We start from the raw sequence: 23,085 nt of genomic DNA on the forward strand, positions 1-23,085 counted from the left end.
ATCGAGCAAGTCTGAATTTGCATCTGCCGCTTTGTTTGCATTATTATACTGGCGGAGTGGGATTGAGATGGATGCTGTTGCCCTCCTAGAAAAAGCTAAAGAATACCTGCCTCCGGCTAAAGTGGCTTTGGTTGAGGCAGCGTATGAATTCGCCTTAAACGCTCATAAAGGGCAGGTGCGGAAATCCGGCGGCCCGTATCTAGACCACCCGCTACAGACAGCTACGATACTAGCTGGACTTCAGCTTGATGCCGCCACTTTAGCCGCAGCCTTACTCCACGATGTACCGGAAGACTGTAAAGTGCCCCTTACCGAAATCGAGGCAAAATTCGGTCCGGAGGTAAACAAGCTCGTCGATGGCGCCACCAAATTGGGCAAATTATCCTTGCGTCGCGGGGAAGCCAGAAAACGAGAATCTCAAGCCCAGAACCTGCGAAAGATGCTGATAGCTACGGCTGAGGATTTGAGGGTAGTTCTTATCAAACTGGCCGACAGGCTGCATAATATGCGAACTTTAGGAGCCCTGTCACCGGAGAAACGACGCAGCATTGCTCAAGAGACACTGGAGATATATGCGCCTCTTGCCCACCGCCTGGGTATCTGGCAAATAAAGTGGCAACTGGAGGATTTAGCTTTCCGCTACCTGGAGCCGCGCCAATATCATAAAGTGGCTCGCTTGATAGCCACTCGCCGAACGCAACGAGAGGCTTTTATAAAAGAGATTACACAGATACTAAAGCAGGAACTGGATAAAGCTGAGGTAAAGGCAGAAATCATAGGTAGGCCAAAACATATTTACAGCATTTACAATAAACTAAACCGATATGCAGCGCAAGGCAGGGATTTCAACGACATTCATGACCTGTTCGCTTTCCGGGTGCTGGTAGATGAAATCCCGGATTGCTATAAAGCACTAGGCACTATCCACAACTTGTGGCATCCTCTTCCCGAGGAGTTTAACGACTTCATCGCTAATCCTAAAGATAACGGATATCAATCACTGCACACCACAGTGCTATGTCAGGGCACAACTCCTTTGGAAATACAAATTCGCACCTATAACATGCACCGGACCGCCGATTTCGGGGTAGCTTCCCACTGGCGCTATAAGGAAGGTTCCAGCGAGGATACTCAATTTGAGGACAAGATTGCCTGGTTACGCCAATTAATCGAGTGGCAGAGCGAGCTTGGCAGCGAGGAATTCCTCGAATCGCTAAAAACCGAGGTATTTATTGACCAGGTCTTTGTTTACACGCCCAAAGGTGAAATAAAAGCTCTGCCCAAAGGTGCCACTCCCCTGGATTTCGCCTATCGCATCCACACCGAATTAGGACATCGCTGCATAGGCGCCAAGGTGAACGGTAGGCTCGTGCCTCTAAACTACGAACTGAAGAATAGCGAAATCATAGAAATTATGACTGCCAAAGCCGGCAAGGGCCCCAGCCTTGACTGGCTCAACCCTGACCTGGGATTTGTCAAGACTTCCCACGCCCGAGAAAAAATTCGCCAATGGTTTAAGAAACAGGAACGAACGCAGAACATCGAACGCGGTAAACAGATTCTGGACAGAGAACTCAAGCGGCTAGATATAGACATAACCAATATCGAAGAAACAGCACGGCTGTTCAATTATGAAAGCTCTGATGATTTTCTGGCAGCTATTGGCTATGGCGGCATTACTCCACATCAGTTGGCACTCAAACTAGCCATCGAACCGGAAGAAATCCCTGCTATAACCAAAACCGTACGCACCGAGAAGACAACTGCAGCAGGAATTCAGGTTTTAGGCGTGGGTGACCTACTTACTCAATTAGGCCGGTGTTGCAATCCCTTGCCTGGCGACCCTATTATCGGTTATATTACTCGGAGCCACGGGATTACTGTGCATCGCAAAGACTGTATAAATGTCATCAATATAGAAGATAAAAGGCGACTCATCGAGGTGAGCTGGGGAGAGATACATGATGTTTACCCTGTTGATGTACAGATCGATGCCTGGGACAGAGTAGGCTTGCTTCGGGATATCACTACTGTTATCGCCGAGGCCAAGGTAAATATATCCAGCCTGAACACAACATATCACAATGAAATTACTTCCGTATTTGCTACTGTTGAAATCGCAAATATGGCTCAGTTAACTCAACTATTGTCCAGAATCCAAGGTGTAAGTGGTATTATAAGCGCCACAAGAATCAGCCAAGCCAAAGCCAGTCTTAGTTCTTGAGAAAGGAGTCAGGATTGCCCAGAAGTAAATCAGCAGAAAAAGCAGCACGAGCAGCAGAAAGAAAACGACTACGAAATAAGTCGGTTAGAAGTGCTACCAAGACCCGTGTGACCCGGGCAGAGAAGCTTATTTCAAGCAACCAGCCTGAACCAGCACAAGAAGCAGTTGCAGCTGCCATAAGTGCTCTAGACAGAGCTGCCAAAAAGGGTGTCATCCATCCTAACACGGCCGCAAGGCGCAAGTCGCGCTTGATGAAAAAGTTTAATCAAGCCAAGCTTTCCAGCACTGCTGAACAGAAGGAAACCAGTGCTGACAAAGCCTGAAAAAACAATTTAACCTAATTGCGCCAACATTTGTCATGATTCGTAAAGCGCTCTCGCCAAAACAGAAACGTATCCTCCAGTTTATTCGAAAATTTATTGACACCAGAGGCTACCCGCCCACAGTCAGGGATATCGTCAGCGGCTGCGAGATAAGTTCTACCTCGGTAGTGGCATATCACCTGGTTAAGTTAGAAGCAACAGGATACATTCGCCGTCATGCTGACATATCACGCGGTATCGAACTTGTGACCAATCGGCCAAGATATCGCCATACCGTCTCCGTACCGATAATAGGCGAAATAGCCGCCGGTGAGCCAATTCCAGTTCCTCATTCAGAAACTTGGGACACAGTTGCCTCTGAAGAATTTGAAGTTACTGAGGACTTGACGCGGCGTAAACAGAGGGTCTATGCCCTTAGGGTGAAGGGAAACTCCATGATTGACGCCCTGATAAAGGACGGCGATATTGTTTTAATGGAATACGTGAACAACGCCGAAGATGGCGATATGGTAGCTGCTTGGCTCAAGGCAGAAAAGGAAGTCACCCTCAAAAAATTGTTCAGAGAAACCAACCGTATTCGCCTCGAACCGGCAAATACCCAGATGCACGCCATTTATACCACTCCAGATAATGTGGAAATTCAAGGCAAGGTTATTACCGTAATTCGTCAGCTAGCTCGATGAAAATGTTCAGTTTGACTCTCAGTGCAAAATTAGTGTAAAAGTAAGATAAATGCTGATTTCTCAGTTTCAGGCTGTTGGACGCGACCTCTGTGCCCGAGGTTTGGTATCCTCTCACAGTGGTAATCTCAGCATTAGACTAGGAGAACGCTTATGCATCACTCACCGAGGCAGCATGTTGAGTTGTCTTGAAGAACATGACATTGTGGAAACTGGTATCAATAAAAACGACCGGTTCACCCCCTTAGCCTCAACAGAACTGGCAGTCCATCGCGCCATATATAAACGCACGCCAGCCTCGGCTATAGTCCATGCCCACCCTGCTTATGCGGTTGCCTTATCTTTTTCCGAACAAGAAATCACCCCTTGTGATGTCGAAGGAAGTCTACTATTGCCAAAAGTGCCGATTCTAGGCTGGGGAACAACCGTGAAGCCTGAGGAACCTGCTGAAGAAATAGCCGAGGCACTCGCAAGATGCAAGATCGTTCTAGTATATGGCCATGGAAGCTTTGCTGCCGCTCAATTGCTTGAAGAAGCTTACCAATATACTACAGCTTTAGAAGAAAGTTGCCGTCTTCTCTACCTGCTCAAAACCCTGCGAATAAAGCTCCGCTAGCCACTCCCACCCGGCAACTATAAGCTTGGGGATAAAATCCGAAAATAACCAGCGATTGCAGTCAGGTTATTGGTACCATTTGGCTAATCTTTAAGATTAACTCTATTTTGCCTTTACCAGTTTAGAATATGCCGAAGTGCACCAATGGAGATACTTTGGATTCTTGCCCTTTATTACGTCGAAATATAGGCGCTGTAATTCCTTGGTCACCTTTCCTATTTTCCCATCTCCCACCGGGCGATGGTCAATTTCAATGACCGGGCTGACATGAGCAGCAGTGCCGGTAAAAAACACCTCATCTGCGGTATAAAGCTCGGTGCGATCTACTGACCTTTCCACAGTTTCTATGCCCAGCTCATTTCGAGCTAGCTGGATTACCGTATCTCTAGTAACGCCCAATAGGATATTATCGGAGCTTGGTGGTGTTAGCAGCTTATCACCCAGGACAAGGAAGATGTTCTCACCGCTGCCTTCGGAAACATGACCATCGTGGTTAAGCAAAATGGCTTCATCGAAGCCTCGCTCGTTAGCTTCGGTTTTAGCCAGAGCGCTGTTCACGTAGATGCCGGTAATCTTGCCCCTGGCTGGAATCATGGTATCATCAACACGCCGCCACGAAGAGGTACAGCAGCGAACTCCCTCATCAGCATTGAGATAAGCGGGCAAAGTAGCCACTATGATGAGGAAATCATCTTCTAAGTCGTGTAATTTGACTCCGATAGCTTCTGAGCTTTTGTAAGCCAAGGGGCGGATATAAACGTCTTCACGGTAGCCGCTCTTTTCCACCAGCTTCACGGTTAATTGGCACATTTCGTCAGCCGAATAAGGAAGGTTTATCTTCAAAATACGACAGCCTTTAAGCATGCGCTCATAATGGTCTTTAACACGAAACAAAAACAGTTGCTCCTGCTCATCATTCCAGTTGCCGCGAATTCCCTCAAAACAAGCGGTACCATAATGCAGAGCATGGGTTAGAACACCAATTTTGGCTTCAGCAAGCGGCATAAATTGCTTTCGGAAAAAAGCGTATGGAGGCATCTCTCCCTCCTTTTTCTCTAAATTTCAATACGGGAAAGTCGGGCTCAATTATAACCTTGACTGCTGACAAAGACAAGCTTAACGGGAAAGCGAAGGGGTCTCTAATATGTAATCACCTTCACGCCTATCGAATATATCTTTAAGCGGCAAGGTGCGTCCAGTTTGAATTGCGGTAAAGCCGTATTTGTTGCGGATACGGTCAATAGCCTTATCTAAATGAGTCAGCCGCTGCGGCCTGGAATCAAGCAAATGAAGTTGCTTGCCATAACCGACTAAGTTTGATACTCCAACACCAACAAGTCGCACCAGTTTCCGCTTTCTAGCCAAAGCTTGCTCAAGTAACTTAACTAATCCAGCAAAGACGACTTCATCAGCATCTGTAGCTTCTTTCGAACTAATGCGGCGGGTGATGGTTTCAAAATCGGCATACCTCAATTTTAAGGTTATAGTTCTTGCCTGCTTGCCCTCTTGACGCAGTTCAGCGCCGACTCGCTCACAGAGATAACGCAGGACGGCCTTAAGAAAGGCGTGATCCAATGTGTCTTCAGCAAGAGTAGTTTCTCGGCTAATAGATTTAGCCTCGCCGGGTGGTTCCACCTCGCGGTTATCTATGCCATTGGCATATTGATGAATCATTACTCCAGCAACACCCAAACTACTCCTGCTTGCTTCAAGTGGCAAAGCTGCCAATTGACCAATAGTCTTTATTCCCATCGCCTTCAACACCTGCTCTGTTTTTTTGCCAACGCCGGGTAAACTGGCCACAGGCAATGGTGCTAAGAATTCCTTTTCTTGGCCAGTACCCACTTCAACCAAGCCATCCGGCTTACCCGAGTCAGAAGCAATTTTAGCCACCACTTTACAACTAGCCACACCCACCGAAGCAATCAGCTTAAGCTCTTTCCTGACACGCTCCTTTATGCGCAATGCCAGTTGATGTGGAGTGCCATAAGCTTCACAGCCAGTAATATCAAGATAAGCCTCGTCCAGTCCTGCTGGTTCCAAGCAAGGGGAAAAATCAGCCAGAATCGTCATAAATCTTTCCGACGCATCGCGATAGGTGGGAAAACTACCCTGAAGAAAAATGGCCTGAGGGCAGAGACGATAAGCCTGGGCCAGAGGCATACCAGCCCGAATGTCGAAAACACGGGCTTCATAAGAAGCTGAGGCTACCACACCACGGCGGTCAGGCCGCCCACCAACTACTACCGGCTTACCGCGCAAGCTCGGAGCCAGCACTTGCTCTACAGACACAAAAAAGGCATCCAGGTCAATATGTAAAATGCAGCGATTCACGTTCAACACCGATTATAGACTAGAGGCGGAAAGCTGACAAGGAAAACCTCAATATGAAAAATTAGTGCGAGGCTGAAGCCTCGCACTAAAAAGCTAAACTAAGTTTTTCGGGTCTCACACAAACTTCGGGGGTGGTAGCTTCTTCGGGTCAATCCCAAGTTCTTTAAGCCCTTTATTCCTCAACGTTTCCAAGAGGGACTTTAGTTTTTGGCGCTCGGCTTCAGAAAGAGCAGACATTATCTTCTGCACGGACTTCCTTTTCAGCGCCTGTTTATAAGCTTGCTGTCCTTTCTCAGTCAGGGTAATTCTTACCAAATTCTTTCTGTCCAAGTCTTTGGTTTTCTTCACCAGCCCGGCCTTTTTCATCCTGTCTATAATTCCAGAAACCGAGTGAGGCCGTCGGAACATCATCCGTGATATCTGGGCCGGCGTCACCTTATCACCGATAGCCTTAATGACAAACAGCACCTCAGCCTGTGTGGCTGGAAAGCCATGTTGTTGCAATTCCACTTCCCTGGCATTAAATATTATGTCGCTCACCTGATGCAGCAGCACCCACAAATTGTAGTCCCGGTCCATTTCTGAAGCTTCTGGCATGATTTCCTCCCTCCTGAAACTAAAAACTCCCTAATTAGCCGATAGGGTTAAACATCGCACTCGGCAAATTAGTTCACCAAGGATAAAAAATTTACCTGATAGATTGATTCTATCACAACAATCTGCAAAAAACAAAGGCAATCTTTAGATAGCGCTGTCAGTTTTAGCTTTAGCTGGCGACTGGCTTCTCGAGACCAAGGCCTTCATTCGGCGCTCGAAGATTCCCCGCTCCAGAAGAACCTGCCCCTGACACTTAAAGCACTTTAGCCGGATATCAGCACCGACCCTCACCACCTGCCATTCATCACCCCCACAAGGGTGCTTTTTCCGTAAGCGGACTACATCGCCCAGCTCTATTTCCATTCTCTTATCGGATAATCTGGCTAACTAACTTATTGATACTATCGCGTAGTTCTTGTGCACTATGTCGGGCAGCTTGAGCAAAGTCTTTTCCTTGAGAAGCGTAAAGAATTTGCCGCGAGACAGCGATAATCGCTTTTTCGCCATGGGCGTCAATACCATATTTCACCGTTGAAGCCAAATCACCACCCTGTGCCCCAATGCCCGGGATGAGAAGTGGCATCTCTGGACACAATTGCCGAATAGATTTCAACTCATCAGGATAAGTAGCCCCGACCACCAAGCCGATATTGCTCTGGACATTCCACTCCTTGGCTTTACGGGCTACCGCTTCATATAGCGGCATGCCTTGAATGCCAACTAGATTTTGGAAATCCACTGCCCCGGGGTTAGACGTCCGGCACAGGATAAAAACCCCTTTATCTTTATACTCGATAAACGGCTCAACTGAATCGAAACCGAGGTAAGGGCTGACCGTAGCTGCATCGAAGCCAAATATTTCAAAAAGGGCTTTAGCGTAGGCTTTAGCCGTGTTGCCGATATCACCTCGCTTGCCATCGCCGATTATCGGGATATGGTCAGGTATGTGTTCGATTGTCTTCTGTAGAACTTTAAGCCCGTCAATACCCAGAGCTTCATAGAAAGCTAGGTTGGGCTTATAAGCACATATCAAGTCGGCGGTGGCATCGACGATAGCCTTATTAAACTCCAGAAGGCTCACTTTGGGCATCAGCCCTGGGTCGGGGTCAAGCCCAACACAAAGCAGGCTCTTGTTTTGACGGCTAGCCGCCAGAAGTTTATCAACAAATTTCATGTCTAACCCGAATTATAGCTTATGAAGGTAAATACTCCAAGTCACGTCACTTTATTTCCGGCGAGGTAGACCGAGACTTCAGCTTCTAGTAACAAAACGATGTTGTTAACTAGATCAGGAAAAGGTAAATTGTGCAGGCGGCTTGAACAAGCGAGACGAACAGGGTTGCTGTAAGCAGAAACAGAGATACTGGCACTTTGAATTCATTTCTGCCCTTCTTGATGAACATGATATGAATTGTGAAGGCAAAAATTCCACCGAGGCTTAGAATGAGTGACAGTGTCAGGCCGGCGAAGGAGCGCTGGAATACCAGTACCAATCCCCACAGGATGAGAAAGACGAGCGGCAAATGGAGTAACACAAATCCTGCGCTGCCTCCGGGGAGCTTGAACAGTTCCCATTCTTTCCAGTATGCCGAGTCTATCTCGTGGGTTATTAGCAGCGCTGCATTGACCAGGTAGAGCCAGAACAGAAACTCAAACATGGTGCTATGATACTGACTTTATTCGATTAACGCAATGCGTCTCCTGTTTTTCGTAGGAGCCATCTGCCTCCCAGATATCCCCATTTATTTGAAGGTTCCGTCACTGCCAAAATAACATAACAATGTGGCTTTCTGTTCAGCTTCAGTGCTACAAGAGGTGATTTCTAGTGAAGCAGCCCTAATCTTCCGACATCGCGAGGACTGAAATCGCGAGCACAATGACCCAACAAGCCACGGATAAAGTACCAATGCGACGCATTGTAGCGTAAGTCTTGTCAAACTCAGCGGTTCCCACCTGTTGGAAATAGCGTGGGAAATAACGAAAATGGATGAATAGAGCATCCACAAGGAGTATTGCAACCAAGAGATGCTTCACTCCAAATATGATGGTGTACCCGTATTCATAATCTAGGGTCAACATCACTCCGCTGAGAATCAGAAGGATAAACCCGCACCAGGTTATGGGCGCAATGCGACGAGCGATGCGCCCGCGGTGCAGTCGCTGCTCATCTGTCCTTAGACGCAGCATAACCACAGCTGAAACAACTGTTCCACTTAAACCAAGGATAGTGCCAATGTTATGTAGAAGACTCGCGATTTCCATTTCAAGCATACATTATAGATACTACATAATCTGGTGTAAAGCTCAGCATTAACAGCAGACTGTGATAGATAATACTCTTATTTTGGCAACCGCTGCTCTGGGCAAACCGCTTTTATTATTGGTCTTTTCCCTTGGCTAGTTTAACATTGTGACGGATTGTGTAGTTAGCAATGAGAGAAACAAGCATAACCTTGTGCCCTAAAACACTCCCCAGTGATATAATGAGACTTCAGATGGACTATCGCCAGGCCGAAGACTATATCTTAAGTTTTACTGACTACGAGAAAATCCCGGGCATCGCCTACACATCGGCTAACTACGACCTGCGGCGGATGGAAAAGTTGCTGCAGCCGCTGGGCAACCCACACCTCGGAACCAAGACAGTTCACATAGCCGGCACCAAGGGGAAGGGAAGCACCGCAGCCATGGTTTCCCAAGCTCTCATCACTGCTGGCTACAAAACAGGATTATTCACCTCACCACATCTCCATACCTTAAGAGAGCGCATCAGGATTAACGACACTATGATTTCCGAGGCCGATTTCGCGGCTTTGGTGACAAGACTCAAACCAATCGTTGAAAAGGTAAACAAGGAAGCTGCCTATGGTGAGCTGACCACCTTCGAGATATTGACCGCCGTCGTCTTTGCTTACTTCAAGAACAGCCAGGTGGACTTCCAAGTTCTTGAGGTGGGATTGGGAGGCAGGCTTGATGCCACGAACATAGCCAAAGTCGATGTCTGCGTTATTACCTCGATTAGCCTTGACCATACCGAGATTCTGGGTGACACTATTGCCAAGATAGCCACCGAAAAGGCAGGTATAATCAAGCCGGGATGCATTGTGGTCAGTTCTCCACAAGTTGACGAAGCAGCTAAAGTAATTAGGCAGGTCTGCCGGCAGCAAGGTGCAAGATTAATTCAAGTCGGCAAAGACATCGCCTGGCACAAAACAGGCGGTGACCTATATCAGCAAACACTGACAGTTCAAGGCAAAACCGGCAATTATGACCTGACCATCCCACTGCTTGGTGACCACCAGTTGGAGAACGCAGCTACAGCCATAGCCGCCTTAGAAGCTTTAGTGTGCCTCGGCGCCAAGATTTCAGCCCAAAGTATTGTCCAAGGATTCACTAAAGTAAGCTGGCCGGGCAGGCTTCAGATTCTGGGCCGCGAGCCGATGGTGGTCATTGATGGAGCTCATAATGCCTATTCGATGAGGAAGTTAGTAGAAGCTATAAAGAAGTACTTTCAATGTGATAGGTGCTTTGTTATCTTCGGCACCTCGTGCGATAAAGATATTCCCGGGATGGCACGAGAGCTTAAATCTCTTGCCGACAATGTTATCATTACCATTTCCTCTCATCCCAGGGCAGCTTCTACCTCGATATTGGTCGAGGAATTTGCCAAGCTGGGCATTAAGGTGGATGTGAGTGAAAATATCTCTAGTGCATTATCTAAGGCTCTGACCTTAGCCAAAAAGACAAACCTCATCCTGGTTACAGGTTCCCTCTTCGTTGTAGCCGAGGCAATTGATTGCATCACTAGGGCGGCAGATGTCAACCGGTGAGGTTAGTAGTAGGAGGAGCAACTGCCTCTTTAGGTAATACTTCGGCGAAAAGCCGCTGTAATGCCATTGTATGGCTGCAAGTCTCCCATTGCGAAAAGAACGGACAGGTGCAATGCCATTTATCACTTTTATAAGTTACAGTATAGTTGTTATGCTCACCGCGAAAATCAGCGGAAAATTCTGAAAGGGTAACACGGTCTGGCTCCTGGGCATAGCGTTTGGCCTTCTCAACCTTACCGATAAGACTGGAATGCATGGCAAAACCTCCACGAATAAGTATATTACTTGACCAGGGAAAAGTCCACGACCACGCTTTGCTGGCTCTACATCATTCCACGTTCTCATTTTCAGAACACTATCAGCAGAACACGATCCAATGCTTCGTGGTACTGCATCCCGGATAGATGTGAGCGTAGCACAGTGCTGGATTCCGTAGCCCTTCCCACCCTTGCTGGGAGTATGGTATTATCTGGCAGAGAAACCCACGGATAGACACTGCTGGAGTAGGAAAAAGCAATGAGACGTTACTTAAATTTCATCATTCTTGCCGTCACCCTTATTGCGCTCTCCGCACTGATATATTTTGTTCACTACTTAATTTTTCACGATGTTCATCACATCTTTATTTACCTGGTCGGTGATCTGGCTTTCCTACCACTTGAAGTCTTTCTGGTGGTAATTGTGATTGAGCGTGTGCTGGCTCGCCGTGAGAAGCAAGCCATCATGCAAAAGCTCAATATGGTGGTGGGGGCTTTTTTCAGCGAGGTGGGAAACGAGTTACTGCAAAGGCTTCTCGGTTGCTTTGAGAAAGGCAATGATATCAGCCGGCACCTTGCTGTTAGACCAAACTGGACTCGAGCAGATTTCAAGAAGGCGATGGCATTTGCTAGAGCCATCGATGGTGAGCCAGATTGTAGCGGCATAGACCTCAACGGGCTAAAAAAGTTACTTGTTCAGAAGCGGCAATTTTTGCTGGCGCTGCTGGAAAACCCTAATCTTCTGGAGCATGAGCGCTTTACAGATTTGCTCTGGGCGACTTTCCACCTGACCGAGGAGTTGGAGGCGCGGAAATCGCTGGATGACATGCCACAGGCTGACATTAAACATATCGCCGGCGATATTCAGCGGGTGTATCGTCAGCTAATAGTCGAGTGGCTGTCCTATGTGGAACACCTGAAATCAAAGTATCCGTATCTTTTCTCGCTGGTAGCCAGGACACATCCCTTCCAGGAGCGCCCGTCGCCGGTAGTGACATAGCGCTAATAAGCATTCAGTTCGTCATACGAGTTTATAAGTTTTAGGCAATTATATACTTGACTTTTTGCTGAGGTCATGGGCATTTTTTGACGCAGGCTTATTGAATTGGGTAGACTTTTTACTATAGTTATGGCAGTGAGGTTTGAATGCCCAAAAGCAGGAAACTATGGCCGAGCTGGCTAGACAGGACTAAAATCCGCATCAAGAGGATGCTGGGTATGCACATCGTGCTTTGCGATAGCTGTAAGTGGGACTGGCGAAGTGCCTGCCACCGTCCAGAACGGCCTAATGCCACCTGGTGCCCAGATTACGAGAAACGGGGCACCTAACTCAACCTCAAAGATAGTTACCGCTAGTAGCGGACCATCTTGTACTGAGCCTTTCCATGCTCTCGGAATAGAATAAACTTTATGTTCTGCCCCTTTAGCAGATATTCCTCGCTCTGCTGGCGCAGCTTTCTGAAATCGGCTGATTCCAAAAAGCTCCGAAGAAGCTCTACTTTGTCTTCAAAGTCACTATCAGTTTTGCCAGCCTGCAAGTAACTGCGCACCAGATTCTCATACTCTTTTCTGGCTACGGTTTCGATGCAATGAGACAGGTCGGGGATAAGCTCAATCTGGACCATTTCTAAGGGTGATAATACTGCTTAAGATATGGAAATGCAAAATAGGCAACGGCTACCAATTCTTTGACACTGCCAAAGCCCGATGTTATGATGATATTGAATTACCCGGCCAGACATGTGGTTGGGTTGCATATGGAAGACATTAACAGTCTATATTTAATATTGTTTCTGATCTCCCTATTAGCGGCAGCCTTCTTCTGCAGTGCTGAGACGGCTTTTATTGGCATGCAGAGACTTCGCCTCAAGCACTTGATACATACCAATCACCCCAATGCTAAGGTCGTGGCCAAGATTTTGGAGCGGCCGGAGAAGTTCCTGGCTACTGTTCTTCTGGGCATCAATTTCTTTGAGACGGCGGTGGCTACTCTGGGTACGGTGATGGCTATATCACTGTGGGGTGAGAACTTAGGAGCAGCTATAGCCACTATTGTCATCACAATATTGACCTTAGTTCTTGTTGAATTTATTCCCAAAAGCTTTAGCGCTCGCTACGGGGAACGAATAGCTCTGCTCTATGCCAGGCCAATAGAATTCATCTCGATTGTCCTTTATCCATTCGTCTATGTCCTGAACCATATCGGCATAAGATTCACCAAGGTAGCTAAGGAAGGGGGTGCGCCGAGGCCGACGATTAGCGAGGAGGAATTCCGCACCGCAATTACCGTTGGCGAGGCCGAAGGGGTTTGGGAAGAAGATGAAGCCGAGATGTTGCATAATGCCTTTGAATTCGCCGATAGACCGGTCAGTGAGGTAATGCAGCCCCGGACAGATGTTACCTGGCTGAAACAGGGAACGAGCCTAACCGCATTTCTTGATATCTATCGCCAATATCCCTTCTCTCGTTTCCCTGTTTACAAAGGGACTACTGATAATGTGGTGGGCGTTTTATCGATTAAAGATGTGCTGATGGCTCAGGCCAATAACTCGCTAAAGGCGGATAGTCCGATTGATGAATTGGTTCGACCGGTGCATTTTGTACCCGAGACCAAGCGCCTGGGTGAACTTCTGGCTGAGATGCGGGATAACAACTACCACATGGTAGCAGTTGTTGACGAGTATGGTGGCGTGGCTGGTATAGCAGCACTGGAGCACTTGACTGCGGAGATAATGGGTGTTATCGGTGACGAGCTGGCAGACAAGGAGAAAGACTTTGTAACTATTGATGCCCACACTTTCGAGGTTGATGCCGGCCTCAGGGTGGAGGAAGTCAATGAAGAATTGGATTTAAGCTTGCCTACTGGTGACTATGAGACTGTAGCCGGCTTTATTCTGAGCCATCTGGGACGCATTCCAAAACAGGGTGAGCACTTGAGGTATAAAGACCTAAAACTGACTATACTTGAAATGCGGGGGCGGAAGATAGAGAGGATTCATGTGACCAAGGAAAAGGATGCAGCGCCTGCGCCTTAAGTTTAGCCGTGGTGAAGAACTCAAGTTCCTTTCGCACTTAGATTTGATGAGGCTTTGGGAGAGGGCTCTACGTCGGGCTGGACTCCCGTTAGCTTATTCGGAAGGTTTTACTCCCCATCCGCAGATTGCCCTGGCAGCTCCTTTATTAGTGGGTGTGACCAGTGAAGCTGAGCTAATGGATGTCTTCCTGTCCCGATGGGTGTCTCCGCAATCTTTTATGGCTCAGGTAGGGGAGCAATTACCTCGTGGCATCGAGCTGCTGGAGGTTTGGCCAGTTGGGCCGAAGGTTCCGTCACTTCAATCTCAGGTTAGATTTGTCGAGTATAGGGTTGAGCTAAAGACAGAAAAGGTGTCTCAGGACGTTGAGGCGGCTTTACAATCTTTCCTTTCAGCCAAGGAATTACCGTGGCACCATCTCAGAGATACAGGAGCCCGTTACTATGATTTGCGTGCCCTGGTAGATGACCTGTGGCTTATCGATTGCCAAGATTCTTTGTGTGTTTTAGGCATGAGATTGCGCTGCGATGAAAGGGGCGCTGGCAGGCCGGAGCAAGTGGCTAAGGCTCTGGGTTTCTCCCAACGTCCTAAATCCATCCATCGCATCAATCTGATTTTGAGCTGAATCGAAGTCGGTTAAGCAATGCAGCTAGCAGAGCCTCGTTTAAATACTAAGCGTCAAGAACTGGCTAAGAAATACGCCAGGCTTATGAGGCGCCTGTCCTTTGCCGAGTTAGCAGTAGTCGGCGCACTGCTGCTAGCACTTATCTTCGGTGGTATCTCAGTCAAACTTGGCTATTTCCTAGCTTTTTCTCAACCCTGGGCATCGGCTTTGTATTTTGTTATTTTGGTAGTTGGTTTGGGGTTAATAATGATGCCGTTGTCCTATTACCAAGGCTTTATATTGCCACGACGTTACGGTTTGTCAAGTCAAAAGCTCGGTGCCTGGCTAGCAGATAGAGCTAAAGCCTCAGCCTTGGGCTTTTTATTAGGTTTGGCAATAGTTATCGCTATTTACTGGTTATTAGACCGCTTCCCAGACTTCTGGTGGTTATGGGCTGGCATACTGTTATTTCTGCTCAGCTTGCTGCTAACGCGGCTAACGCCCACATTACTCTTGCCTATTTTCTTTAAGTTAGAGCCTCTCGGTGATGCGGAGCTTAAGCAAAGGTTGATGAATCTGGCAAAGCGTGTGCCAGCTCAGATTGTCGGTGTATTCACCATAGATTTGAGCAGCAAAGGCACTACAGCTAATGCCATGTTAGCCGGTTTGGGCAAGACGAGAAGTATTATTCTCAGTGATACTCTGCTCCAGCAATACACTGCGGAGGAGGTTGAAGTTATATTGGCACATGAATTGGGCCATCACCTCCACCGGGATATTCCCAAGCTTATCGCTATTCAAGCTGTCATGGTTCTGCTAGCCTTCTACCTGTCTGATTGGGTTTTAAGAGCCAGTATCATGCCTTTGGGGTTTCAAGGGATTGCTGATGTAGCGGCCTTCCCTGTGCTGTTCCTATCTCTAGCCGCTTTTGGCTTGATGGTAACGCCATTTATTAACGCCTATAGTCGTTATGTGGAGACATCGGCTGACGAGGCCGCCCTGGAACTGACGGCCAACCCACAGGCTTTCGTCACGGCAATGACCAAGCTCACTGACCAGAATCTGGCTGTAGCCGACCCCAGCCGTTGGGTGGAGCTATTATTTTATGACCATCCACCATATACTAAGCGAGTGGATTTGGCTCGGCGCTATAATTTGAAGGTTCCTTAAGGAGGCAAGCGATTAGACTTATTCTAGTTAGACATGGCGAAACTGCATGGAATCAGGAACGACGGATTCAGGGTGGCAGCAGTGATGTTGAGTTAAGCGAGGTCGGGAGAAAACAAGCAGAGAGGCTGGGGCTGGCGCTACAGGAAACGAAAATCGACGCCATTTATTCCAGCCCGTTAAAACGCGCTTTTGATACAGCGCAGGCTATTGCTAGCCACCATAATTTAACAGTGCAAGTGGAGCCCGATTTGCGGGAGATGGAGGTTGGTGAACTTGAAGGTGTATCTATAGCCGAACTTGGCACTAATTTTAGCCAGTTTTTGCTCCAGTGGCGGCAGGGGCAGGGCGTGAATAAATTGCCTGGTGGTGAGAGTGTAGTTGAAATGGCGGACAGGGTGTGGGCAACCATTCAGCCTATAATGAAGAGACATGAGGAGGAAACAGTAGTGGTGGTGAGCCATTTCTTTACTGTTGTGGTCACTATCTGCAAAGCTCTGGTATGGCCACTCAGCTGCCTTGAGCGGATTAGAGTACAGACGGGCAGTATTAGTATAATTGAATTGGGAGATGGGCAGACCCGCCTGGTATCATTGGGTGATACTTGTCATCTAAGAGAGGACTGAGTTGGCCAGGAAAGAGAAAACGCTGGAGCAAAAAGTTACCAGCTTTATCCGTGAGCATAGTCTTTTTTCAGCGGGTGACAAGCTGGTAGTGGCGGTATCCGGTGGCGCCGACTCAGTTTGTTTGCTTCATATGTTGGCGCAGCAGCGAAAAGAGCTGGGGATAGAACTGCATGTAGCTCATCTCAATCACCAGCTTCGAGATGCCGAATCTGATTCAGATGCCAGCTATGTTTCTGATTTGGCTTGTAGGTTGGGTGTGCCGGCAACGATTGAGTGTCGAGACGTGGCAGCATATCGTGACCAGAAAGGTGGCTCCTTGGAGGAAGCCGCCCGGGAGATACGCTATGGCTTTTTGGCCGAAGTAGCCAATAAGATAGGTGCCTCTAAGGTGGTGGTGGGACATACCCGTGATGACCATATTGAGACTATTCTTATGCATCTACTGCGTGGGGCGGGTACAGCAGGACTGTGTGGCCTGCAGTCTTGTTCCATATTGCCATACGGAGAAAACAGTGGGTGGCTTGAAGTAGTGCGCCCATTGCTTGATATTACACGGCAGGAAACGCTGGACTACTGCCAGCGATACAACCTGGCTCCGCGGAGCGATTCCTCCAATGTATCGCCAACTTTTCTCAGAAACCGCATTCGCCTTGAGCTGATACCTGTGCTCAGAAGTTACAACACAAATATTGATGAGGCTTTTATCAGGCTAGCAGCTATTGCTGGCGATGACATCTCTTTTATCGAAGAGCAGGCTTCATTGTTGTGGGATGAGCTAGCTAAGGAGGAGGCTGGTGCAATATACCTGGATATAAACAAGTTGATTGACTTGCCGCGTGCCATACAGAGACAGGTCTTTAGAATGGCAATTAAGCAGTTCCGTGGTAATCTTAAGGACATCGAGGCTGACCACATTGAGGCAATGATAGATTTTCTATCGAAACCAGCGGGCAAAAGATTATGCCTCCCGGATGGTTTGACGTTGTCTACAGAGTATAGTCATCTGGTCTTAGCATCGGCTCAGGCTTCGATATGCCCATTACCTTCTCTCAGAGGCGCTTCAGATATTAATATTCCCGGCGAAACTGATTTGCCTGGCTGGCGGGTTAGAGCGGATATAATTCAAGAGGTGGTTGGCGATGACAATGGTCTTGCTGCCAGCTTCGATTTGGCTAAGGTCGGTAGAGAATTGACAGTGCGGAGACGCAGACCTGGTGACCGTTTCCAGCCCCTGGGTATGAGTCAAACCAAGAAGCTCCAGGACTTCATGGTTGATTCCAGGATTCCCCGTTCCTGGAGAGACCGTGTACCATTGGTTTGCTCGCCAAAGCAAATATTATGGGTTGTCGGCTGGAGAATAGATGATAGGGTTAAGGTCACTGAAAATACGAAGGAGATACTGTGCCTACGGTTTGAAAGGTTAACCTGATGGCAGTGGATTTGGAATTGCGTCTACGTCGGCTTACGGTGGATGAGGCTTTGCCAAAGCTCGACCGTTACCTTAATGCTGCCTTCATGGCTGGGCTACCTTATGTGCGCATTGTCCATGGCAAAGGGACGGGGGTGCTGCGCCAGGCAGTGCACGAGATATTGGCAGAACATCCTCTGGTCAAATCCCATCGCCTGGCTGATTATGGTGAGGGTGGACTGGGGGTCACCGTAGTGGAACTGGCAAATCATTAGATTGAGTTTGTTGTGTGATTCATTTCTGTCATTGCGAGCGAAGCGTGGCAATCTCCAAATAGGTCGAGCCCCCGAGGTTAAAACCTCGGGGCTACACGTTAAAAATAATGCCAGGCTAAAGCCTGGCTGCTACTCGCAATGACAGTTAGAAACAAAAGGAGGCAATTTATGAACAAAATAGGTGAACGGCGTGAGCGGTTGCCGCTGCGTTTTCCCTTCAAAAAGGCAATGGAGAATTTCCGCTCCACGTGTTTGAGTCGTGACGACTATGACCCGGCGACCACCTTTGTCTGGGGACAGATGATGGCTCTGGGGGTATTGCGAATATTGCAGGCGGTCGAGGAGCGTTTCGGTGCTGAAGGACAGGAGGTATGCAGACGTGCTATAAACGACCTGGGAAGGGAAATTTTTCTGGAGATGGCTTCGGGAGTTGAAATCCCTCCAGATTTGAGCGATATAGAGGTGGCTTCGTTGATGGCTAGCTGGTTGAATGAGGTCCTGTACGCCTCTATAGAGGAGACCTTTATTAAGAACCAGGATGAGGCTGGTTTTCACATTCTCTATTGCCCGCATCAGGATGTTTATCAGCCTTTCGACTGCCGAGTGCAGCGATATTTTGTTGAGGGCACTATGCAGGCAGCACGTGAGCTATGGGGTGATAGGGGCAATTTCGATGCTTTCTTCCGTTACTCCATCCCTCAAGGCCGTGAAACTTGCCTTTTTGAGATGAAGACTAGAGAAGGTGAGGCAGACCCCTGGCGGCAGTATAGTGAGGAGCTTCAGCAACGTGCCTTAGAACGCATAAAGCTTAAGAAACAGGGAAAAAAGGGGCAAAGATAGACTCGGCCAAGCGATTTCAATTAAAGTTTGTTATCATGTCACCCTGAGCAGCAGCAAAGGGTCCTAGGTTCTGTAACATGGGAAAACAAGCAATGAACGCAAAGACTGTAGTCCTACCCAGACAAATGTGGTATGAGGAGGGAGAACTGCAATTGACATTCCCTGAGTCATGGGAGGTGGTGCCTTGCCTGATGAACGGGCACGACATTCCTCAGATAACCCCGGAACAGATAAAAGCTGCCTTTAATAATCCTGTAGGCAGTCCTACCCTTAGAAAACTGGCCCGAGGCAGAGCCGAAGTGGCCATAATCTTCGATGATATCTCGCGTCCTACCAGAGTTGCTGATTTGATACCATACGTTCTGAGGGAGCTAGAGGCAGCAGGCATTCCTGATGATGCTATCAGATTCATCTGTGCCACTGGTGCCCATGGCGCGCATACCTTCCAGGACTTTCAAAATAAGCTGGGCAGCGAGATATTGGACAGGTTCCCGGCTTATAATCACAATATCTATGAGAACTGCACCTATGTGGGGCAGACCTCACAGGGTACCAAGCTATCCGTCAATTCCGAGGTAATGAACTGCGACCTGAAGATCGGTATTGGTTCTGTGGTCCCGCATGCCCAAACCGGTTTCGGTGGTGGTGGCAAAATTGTCCTGCCCGGCATAGCTTCCATAGAATCGATCGAGGCTTTCCATTTGTTGGAGATAAAAGCCAAAGAGGAAGGTCGGGGGAATACTGTGGGCCCGGGCAATTGGGCTGAAAATCCCATGGTTCGTGATTTTAACGAGGCAGCAAAAATGGTGGGTCTTGACTTCAAAGTTGATACCATAATCAATGGTCAGGGAGAACCCTGCGCTATATTTGCCGGTGAGCCTCAAGCTGAATACTACGAGGCGGTTAAGTTTGCCGTGCCACACTATGCTACAAAACCTGTGCCAGGTGCCGATGTGGTGGTAGTGAATGCTTACAGCAAAGGTAATGAAGCTATAGTTGGCTTACTTATAGGCATACCGATGCTGATAGAGAAAGGCGGCGACATGGTATTAATCATGGACTGTCCTGCTGGCCAGGTGGTGCATTATCTACTGGGCAGTTTTGGCAGGAGCACAAGGGGGCGCTTATTCAACGCTGTTAACTTCCAGCTACCGTGGTTGAAGAAGCTGGTGGTATTGTCGCCGCAATTTGAGAAATCAATGGCCGACTGGCTGGCTATACCAGATACTATATGGGTAAAGACCTGGCCAGAGGTGATAGATGTTCTAACGCATGATTTTCCAAGTGGTGCCCGGGTGGCGGTTGTTCCTGATGGCACAATCCAATACGTGTCGTGGTCTTAGTTTTCAGAGGAGGCTGGAGATGTCTACAGCAACTACGGAGCTTATAGAGCAGTTCAAGGCAGAGGCTACGCGGGCTGGTTCGATAGTGTATGAAGCTAAAGACACCGGTGATATCAACGACTATATACTAAAGCTGGCGCGGGAGCGCGATGTGAAGCATGCGGTTAAGTCGAAATCCGCGGTGGCTAATGAGATTGGATTGAGGGGATATCTTGAGAAAGCCGGCATCGAGGTAAAAGAGACCGACCTTGACGAATGGATTGCCCAGATAGCCGGGCAGAGGCCAGCCAAGCAGAAAAGCGTTGAGCAGGTGGCTGAGCTTATCTCCAAGGCAACAGGCAAGAAGCTAAACCCCGACCCTCAGGTTTTATTGAACGCAGCCTGGCGAGCATTGAGAAAGTCTTATATCGATGCCGATCTGGGTATATCAGAGGCAGATGTTGCCATAGCTGAGACAGGGACTTTAGTCGTAGCGAGCAACGAGGGCAATTCGCGCCTGGTTGCTGTCTTACCTCGTTTCCACCTGACGATAGTCGACTGTGGAAACATAGTCCCGACCATGGAAGACGCTGCTGCCAGGCTTAAGTCGCTTGTCGGGCGATCGCCAAGTCAGAGAATATCGAGCTATGCCACCTATATCACCGGCAGAAATACAACTGCCGATATACCCGGTGCCATATTAGCCAGGGCTCAGGGGCCTGCAGAGGAGCACATTGTGCTGGTGAAAAAGGCTACAGGTAAGCGAGGTGCAAAATGAGCCGTGCCATGACCAAGCGCGTGCATAAGGCACTAGCGGACGAAAATCTACAGACCGCCCTTACCAGACTGATGGTGCTGATTAAATTTGCGCGTCAGATAGCATTCACTGACCTTGATTTTGATTCTTTAAGCAAAGAAATCCGCAGTATAAAGGAAAAGTCCATCGCCAACCTTCCGCAATTGGTGGAGCAGTTTAAGGCAGAAGCAACCAAGGCTGGTGCCGTGGTGTATGAAGCTGAGGATGACGAGGATGCCAATAGTTATGTGCTAAAGCTGGCGCAGGGACGAGGTGTGAAACATATAGTCAAGTCGAAGTCCATGCTTGGTGAGGAAATCGAGTTGAGGGAACATCTTGAAAAAGCCGGCATCGAGGTAACGGAAACCGACATAGGAGAGTGGCTTGTCCAGTTGGCTGGGGAAAGGCCAGCGCATATAACGGGGCCGGCGATACATAAGACCATTGAACAGGTGGCTGAGCTTATCTCCAAGGCAACAGGTGAAAAGCTTGGCCCTGATCCTCAGGCTCTGCTGGATGCGGCGCGTCGTGCTTTAAGGCAGTCTTATATTGATGCCGACATGGGCATGTCAGGAGCCAATATCGCCATAGCTGAGACCGGAACCCTAGTTATCGTGACCAACGAAGGGAATGGCTGCATGGCAACCACCCTGCCTCCGGTGCATGTGGCAGTGGTCGGTTATGAGAAGTTGGTCTCTAGATGGGAAGATGCGGCTACCATATTCAGACTGCTCAGCCGATGCACTGTGGGTATGAAGATGCCAGTATATGTCTCTCATATCACCGGGCCTAGTCGTACTAGCGTCATTCCTGGGGTCACACTGCGTGGTGCCAGTGGCCCTGGTGAAGTCCATATAGTCTTGGTGGATAATGGGCGCTGGCAGATGAGAGAATCCGCTGATTTCAGGGAGGCGCTGTATTGCATTAAGTGTGGTGCCTGTCTCAACGTCTGTCCGGTTTTCGCCTCGCTTGCCGGGCAGGTTTACGGCTATATATACCAGGGTGGCATTGGCGCCATATTAACTGCATTTTTACATAGCATGGACGAGGCGGAGGAGGTGGCGAGCTTATGCCTGGGCTGCATGGCCTGTAAGGAAGCCTGTCCTGCCCGAATTGATATACCGGGGATGATAACGCGGTTAAGAGCCAGTTTGGCAGAGGAAAAAGGCTTGCCGTGGATGAGCAAGATGGTCTACCGGAGCATCTTGAAGCACCCGCAAAGATTAGATAGAACGATAAGAATCGGCTCATACTTACAACAGCCTTTCGTTGACAAAGACCTTATGATAAGGCGGCTTCCCTATCCATTGAATTCGCTGACGCGGACCATCAGCCTTCCGGCGCTGTCGCATCAGCCATTGCGTGACAGACTGAAGGACTACCCGACGCCAAAGGAAGTGGGCAAGCCTAAGGTGGCTTTCTATTCCGGCTGTGTGGCCGCCTATGCCTACCCTGAAATCGGTGAAGATGTGCTGAAGGTCGTGAAAGAATTTGGCGCAGAGCTTTACTATCCGATAGAGCAAGCGTGTTGTGGCGCACCGGCGTTGTTTGCTGGCGATACTGAAACCGCTCTCAGTTTGGCCAAGACGAACATCGCTGCGCTTGAAGAGATGAGCCCAGATTATATTGTTACCGTATGTCCCGGCTGCGCCGCTGTGCTACAGCGAGAGTATCTGGAGTTGACCGCTGGTGAGCTTGAGTGGAAGCAGCGAGCCAGAGCCATTTCCAACAAAATTCGTGACTTCTCGCAGCTAGTCCTAGAACTGAAGCCTTCAGCAGAAAAAAAGCCCTCACGAAACCAGAAAATCACTTACCACGACCCCTGTCATTTAAGGCGGGGACTCGGTGTTTTTAATGAGCCCAGGCAACTGCTGGAACGGGAAGGCTTTGAGTTGGTTGAGATGGCAGATGCCGATGCCTGCTGTGGCTTTGGCGGTCATGTTGTGCTCGCTTACCCGGAGCTGTCTGCTTCGATTCTGAAGCGAAAGCTTAATAGCATCGAGGCAACTGGCATTGACACTGTAGTTACAAATTGCCTACCTTGCGTTCTCCATCTCAGAGGCGGCCTAGACAAGCGCCAGAGCAAAATCAAGGTAGTGCACAGCGCCGAACTTCTGGCGAGGTCCTTGTAAGTAACGTGGTTGGGCTAGGCGT

The 23,085-nt window shown here is 48.6% G+C and carries 26 protein-coding genes; 17 read left to right on the forward strand and 9 right to left on the reverse strand.

Translation table 11 applies throughout. From position 1 onward, the window contains the following. Positions 1 to 67 precede the first annotated feature (67 nt). From FJ023_06820 to FJ023_06835, 4 genes are read left to right on the forward strand one after another with little or no spacing between them, the layout of a single operon-like run. Positions 68 to 2,224, forward strand: a complete 2,157-nt coding sequence (locus tag FJ023_06820; protein MBM4447045.1) for a bifunctional (p)ppGpp synthetase/guanosine-3',5'-bis(diphosphate) 3'-pyrophosphohydrolase — start codon at positions 68 to 70, stop codon at positions 2,222 to 2,224. Between the two features lie 14 nt (positions 2,225 to 2,238). Then, complete coding sequence (locus FJ023_06825; GenBank protein ID MBM4447046.1) at positions 2,239 to 2,547, forward strand: 30S ribosomal protein S20; 309 nt, start codon at positions 2,239 to 2,241, stop codon at positions 2,545 to 2,547. A gap of 35 nt (positions 2,548 to 2,582) precedes the next feature. Then, the gene (gene lexA / locus FJ023_06830) at positions 2,583 to 3,230 is read left to right on the forward strand and encodes a transcriptional repressor LexA (protein MBM4447047.1); all 648 of its coding nucleotides are present in this window, start codon (positions 2,583 to 2,585) and stop codon (positions 3,228 to 3,230) included. A 49-nt stretch (positions 3,231 to 3,279) separates the two neighbouring features. Continuing rightward, complete coding sequence (locus tag FJ023_06835; protein ID MBM4447048.1) at positions 3,280 to 3,843, forward strand: aldolase; 564 nt, start codon at positions 3,280 to 3,282, stop codon at positions 3,841 to 3,843. Between the two features lie 102 nt (positions 3,844 to 3,945). Here FJ023_06835 and FJ023_06840 read toward each other — a convergent pair whose 3' ends face one another. From FJ023_06840 to FJ023_06870, 7 genes are all read right to left on the reverse strand, one after another. After that, positions 3,946 to 4,881 (reverse strand): branched-chain amino acid transaminase, encoded by a 936-nt coding sequence (locus tag FJ023_06840; protein ID MBM4447049.1) that lies wholly within the window; start codon positions 4,879 to 4,881, stop codon positions 3,946 to 3,948. 78 nt (positions 4,882 to 4,959) lie between these two features. Then, complete coding sequence (gene dinB / locus FJ023_06845; protein MBM4447050.1) at positions 4,960 to 6,183, reverse strand: DNA polymerase IV; 1,224 nt, start codon at positions 6,181 to 6,183, stop codon at positions 4,960 to 4,962. Positions 6,184 to 6,291: 108 nt separating this feature from the next. Beyond that, complete coding sequence (locus tag FJ023_06850) at positions 6,292 to 6,774, reverse strand: MarR family transcriptional regulator (protein ID MBM4447051.1); 483 nt, start codon at positions 6,772 to 6,774, stop codon at positions 6,292 to 6,294. A gap of 144 nt (positions 6,775 to 6,918) precedes the next feature. Further along, positions 6,919 to 7,137: a DUF951 domain-containing protein gene (locus FJ023_06855; protein MBM4447052.1), complete on the reverse strand. Its 219-nt coding sequence runs from the start codon at positions 7,135 to 7,137 to the stop codon at positions 6,919 to 6,921. A 4-nt stretch (positions 7,138 to 7,141) separates the two neighbouring features. Continuing rightward, entirely contained in the window at positions 7,142 to 7,948 is an 807-nt protein-coding gene (pyrF, locus tag FJ023_06860) for an orotidine-5'-phosphate decarboxylase (GenBank protein ID MBM4447053.1), read from the reverse strand. Between the two features lie 109 nt (positions 7,949 to 8,057). Then, positions 8,058 to 8,432 carry a hypothetical protein gene (locus tag FJ023_06865; protein MBM4447054.1) on the reverse strand — a complete coding sequence of 125 codons (375 nt, stop codon included), beginning with the start codon at positions 8,430 to 8,432 and terminating at the stop codon, positions 8,058 to 8,060. Positions 8,433 to 8,610: 178 nt separating this feature from the next. Beyond that, positions 8,611 to 9,036, reverse strand: coding sequence for a hypothetical protein (locus tag FJ023_06870; protein ID MBM4447055.1), 426 nt, complete (start codon positions 9,034 to 9,036; stop codon positions 8,611 to 8,613). A 170-nt stretch (positions 9,037 to 9,206) separates the two neighbouring features. On the opposite strand from FJ023_06870, the gene FJ023_06875 reads away from it, so the two are divergent. Next, positions 9,207 to 10,604, forward strand: a complete 1,398-nt coding sequence (locus FJ023_06875; GenBank protein MBM4447056.1) for a bifunctional folylpolyglutamate synthase/dihydrofolate synthase — start codon at positions 9,207 to 9,209, stop codon at positions 10,602 to 10,604. Here the strand turns inward: FJ023_06875 and FJ023_06880 are convergent. Beyond that, complete coding sequence (locus FJ023_06880) at positions 10,594 to 10,860, reverse strand: hypothetical protein (protein MBM4447057.1); 267 nt, start codon at positions 10,858 to 10,860, stop codon at positions 10,594 to 10,596. The genes FJ023_06875 and FJ023_06880 overlap by 11 nt on opposite strands. Positions 10,861 to 11,120: 260 nt before the next feature. Between FJ023_06880 and FJ023_06885 the strand changes: the two genes are divergently transcribed. Both FJ023_06885 and FJ023_06890 read left to right on the forward strand, forming a co-directional pair. Continuing rightward, a complete protein-coding gene (locus FJ023_06885) occupies positions 11,121 to 11,861 on the forward strand; it encodes a hypothetical protein (protein MBM4447058.1) in 741 nt (246 codons plus the stop codon). A gap of 146 nt (positions 11,862 to 12,007) precedes the next feature. Next, positions 12,008 to 12,190 carry a hypothetical protein gene (locus FJ023_06890; protein ID MBM4447059.1) on the forward strand — a complete coding sequence of 61 codons (183 nt, stop codon included), beginning with the start codon at positions 12,008 to 12,010 and terminating at the stop codon, positions 12,188 to 12,190. Positions 12,191 to 12,213: 23 nt separating this feature from the next. Here the strand turns inward: FJ023_06890 and FJ023_06895 are convergent, their stop codons facing one another. Then, positions 12,214 to 12,486, reverse strand: coding sequence for a hypothetical protein (locus tag FJ023_06895; GenBank protein MBM4447060.1), 273 nt, complete (start codon positions 12,484 to 12,486; stop codon positions 12,214 to 12,216). A 63-nt stretch (positions 12,487 to 12,549) separates the two neighbouring features. On the opposite strand from FJ023_06895, the gene FJ023_06900 reads away from it, so the two are divergent. The 10 genes from FJ023_06900 to FJ023_06945 all read left to right on the forward strand — a co-directional run bounded on the left by FJ023_06900 (position 12,550) and on the right by FJ023_06945 (position 23,063). Next, complete coding sequence (locus FJ023_06900; GenBank protein MBM4447061.1) at positions 12,550 to 13,896, forward strand: HlyC/CorC family transporter; 1,347 nt, start codon at positions 12,550 to 12,552, stop codon at positions 13,894 to 13,896. Next, positions 13,877 to 14,518 (forward strand): DUF2344 domain-containing protein, encoded by a 642-nt coding sequence (locus FJ023_06905; protein ID MBM4447062.1) that lies wholly within the window; start codon positions 13,877 to 13,879, stop codon positions 14,516 to 14,518. Before FJ023_06900 ends, FJ023_06905 begins: the two co-directional genes overlap by 20 nt. An 18-nt stretch (positions 14,519 to 14,536) precedes the next feature. Then, on the forward strand, positions 14,537 to 15,667 hold the full coding sequence (locus tag FJ023_06910) for a M48 family metallopeptidase (GenBank protein MBM4447063.1): 1,131 nt from the start codon (positions 14,537 to 14,539) through the stop codon (positions 15,665 to 15,667). Positions 15,668 to 15,678: 11 nt separating this feature from the next. Next, positions 15,679 to 16,290, forward strand: a complete 612-nt coding sequence (locus FJ023_06915) for a histidine phosphatase family protein (protein MBM4447064.1) — start codon at positions 15,679 to 15,681, stop codon at positions 16,288 to 16,290. A gap of 1 nt (position 16,291) precedes the next feature. Further along, positions 16,292 to 17,719, forward strand: a complete 1,428-nt coding sequence (gene tilS, locus FJ023_06920) for a tRNA lysidine(34) synthetase TilS (protein MBM4447065.1) — start codon at positions 16,292 to 16,294, stop codon at positions 17,717 to 17,719. Further along, positions 17,719 to 17,973 carry a hypothetical protein gene (locus tag FJ023_06925; GenBank protein ID MBM4447066.1) on the forward strand — a complete coding sequence of 85 codons (255 nt, stop codon included), beginning with the start codon at positions 17,719 to 17,721 and terminating at the stop codon, positions 17,971 to 17,973. The genes tilS and FJ023_06925 overlap by 1 nt, the downstream gene beginning before the upstream one ends. A gap of 168 nt (positions 17,974 to 18,141) precedes the next feature. After that, positions 18,142 to 18,813 (forward strand): hypothetical protein, encoded by a 672-nt coding sequence (locus FJ023_06930; GenBank protein ID MBM4447067.1) that lies wholly within the window; start codon positions 18,142 to 18,144, stop codon positions 18,811 to 18,813. Between the two features lie 77 nt (positions 18,814 to 18,890). After that, positions 18,891 to 20,156, forward strand: coding sequence for a DUF2088 domain-containing protein (locus FJ023_06935; protein MBM4447068.1), 1,266 nt, complete (start codon positions 18,891 to 18,893; stop codon positions 20,154 to 20,156). Next, the gene (locus FJ023_06940) at positions 20,086 to 20,913 is read left to right on the forward strand and encodes a lactate utilization protein (GenBank protein ID MBM4447069.1); all 828 of its coding nucleotides are present in this window, start codon (positions 20,086 to 20,088) and stop codon (positions 20,911 to 20,913) included. The genes FJ023_06935 and FJ023_06940 overlap by 71 nt, the downstream gene beginning before the upstream one ends. Then, positions 20,910 to 23,063 (forward strand): 4Fe-4S dicluster domain-containing protein, encoded by a 2,154-nt coding sequence (locus FJ023_06945; protein MBM4447070.1) that lies wholly within the window; start codon positions 20,910 to 20,912, stop codon positions 23,061 to 23,063. Before FJ023_06940 ends, FJ023_06945 begins: the two co-directional genes overlap by 4 nt. Positions 23,064 to 23,085 lie beyond the last annotated feature (22 nt).

The sequence above is a fragment of the Chloroflexota bacterium genome, from assembly GCA_016875875.1.
In the GTDB taxonomy this organism is placed as follows: Bacteria; Chloroflexota; Dehalococcoidia; order GIF9; family UBA5629; genus 9FT-COMBO-48-23.

Bases quoted from the DNA above. Each gene is read 5' to 3' on its own strand.
- FJ023_06820 (MBM4447045.1), top strand. From the start codon at position 68: ATGGATGCTGTTGCCCTCCTAGAAAAAGCTAAAGAATACCTGCCTCCG.
- lexA (MBM4447047.1), top strand. From the start codon at position 2,583: ATGATTCGTAAAGCGCTCTCGCCAAAACAGAAACGTATCCTCCAGTTT.
- FJ023_06835 (MBM4447048.1), top strand. From the start codon at position 3,280: ATGCTGATTTCTCAGTTTCAGGCTGTTGGACGCGACCTCTGTGCCCGA.
- FJ023_06840 (MBM4447049.1), bottom strand. From the start codon at position 4,881: ATGCCTCCATACGCTTTTTTCCGAAAGCAATTTATGCCGCTTGCTGAA.
- FJ023_06850 (MBM4447051.1), bottom strand. From the start codon at position 6,774: ATGCCAGAAGCTTCAGAAATGGACCGGGACTACAATTTGTGGGTGCTG.
- FJ023_06855 (MBM4447052.1), bottom strand. From the start codon at position 7,137: ATGGAAATAGAGCTGGGCGATGTAGTCCGCTTACGGAAAAAGCACCCT.
- pyrF (MBM4447053.1), bottom strand. From the start codon at position 7,948: ATGAAATTTGTTGATAAACTTCTGGCGGCTAGCCGTCAAAACAAGAGC.
- FJ023_06865 (MBM4447054.1), bottom strand. From the start codon at position 8,432: ATGTTTGAGTTTCTGTTCTGGCTCTACCTGGTCAATGCAGCGCTGCTA.
- FJ023_06870 (MBM4447055.1), bottom strand. From the start codon at position 9,036: ATGGAAATCGCGAGTCTTCTACATAACATTGGCACTATCCTTGGTTTA.
- FJ023_06875 (MBM4447056.1), top strand. From the start codon at position 9,207: ATGAGAGAAACAAGCATAACCTTGTGCCCTAAAACACTCCCCAGTGAT.
- FJ023_06880 (MBM4447057.1), bottom strand. From the start codon at position 10,860: ATGCATTCCAGTCTTATCGGTAAGGTTGAGAAGGCCAAACGCTATGCC.
- FJ023_06885 (MBM4447058.1), top strand. From the start codon at position 11,121: ATGAGACGTTACTTAAATTTCATCATTCTTGCCGTCACCCTTATTGCG.
- FJ023_06890 (MBM4447059.1), top strand. From the start codon at position 12,008: ATGCCCAAAAGCAGGAAACTATGGCCGAGCTGGCTAGACAGGACTAAA.
- FJ023_06895 (MBM4447060.1), bottom strand. From the start codon at position 12,486: ATGGTCCAGATTGAGCTTATCCCCGACCTGTCTCATTGCATCGAAACC.
- FJ023_06905 (MBM4447062.1), top strand. From the start codon at position 13,877: ATGCAGCGCCTGCGCCTTAAGTTTAGCCGTGGTGAAGAACTCAAGTTC.
- FJ023_06910 (MBM4447063.1), top strand. From the start codon at position 14,537: ATGCAGCTAGCAGAGCCTCGTTTAAATACTAAGCGTCAAGAACTGGCT.
- FJ023_06925 (MBM4447066.1), top strand. From the start codon at position 17,719: ATGGCAGTGGATTTGGAATTGCGTCTACGTCGGCTTACGGTGGATGAG.
- FJ023_06930 (MBM4447067.1), top strand. From the start codon at position 18,142: ATGAACAAAATAGGTGAACGGCGTGAGCGGTTGCCGCTGCGTTTTCCC.
- FJ023_06935 (MBM4447068.1), top strand. From the start codon at position 18,891: ATGGGAAAACAAGCAATGAACGCAAAGACTGTAGTCCTACCCAGACAA.
- FJ023_06940 (MBM4447069.1), top strand. From the start codon at position 20,086: ATGATTTTCCAAGTGGTGCCCGGGTGGCGGTTGTTCCTGATGGCACAA.
- FJ023_06945 (MBM4447070.1), top strand. From the start codon at position 20,910: ATGAGCCGTGCCATGACCAAGCGCGTGCATAAGGCACTAGCGGACGAA.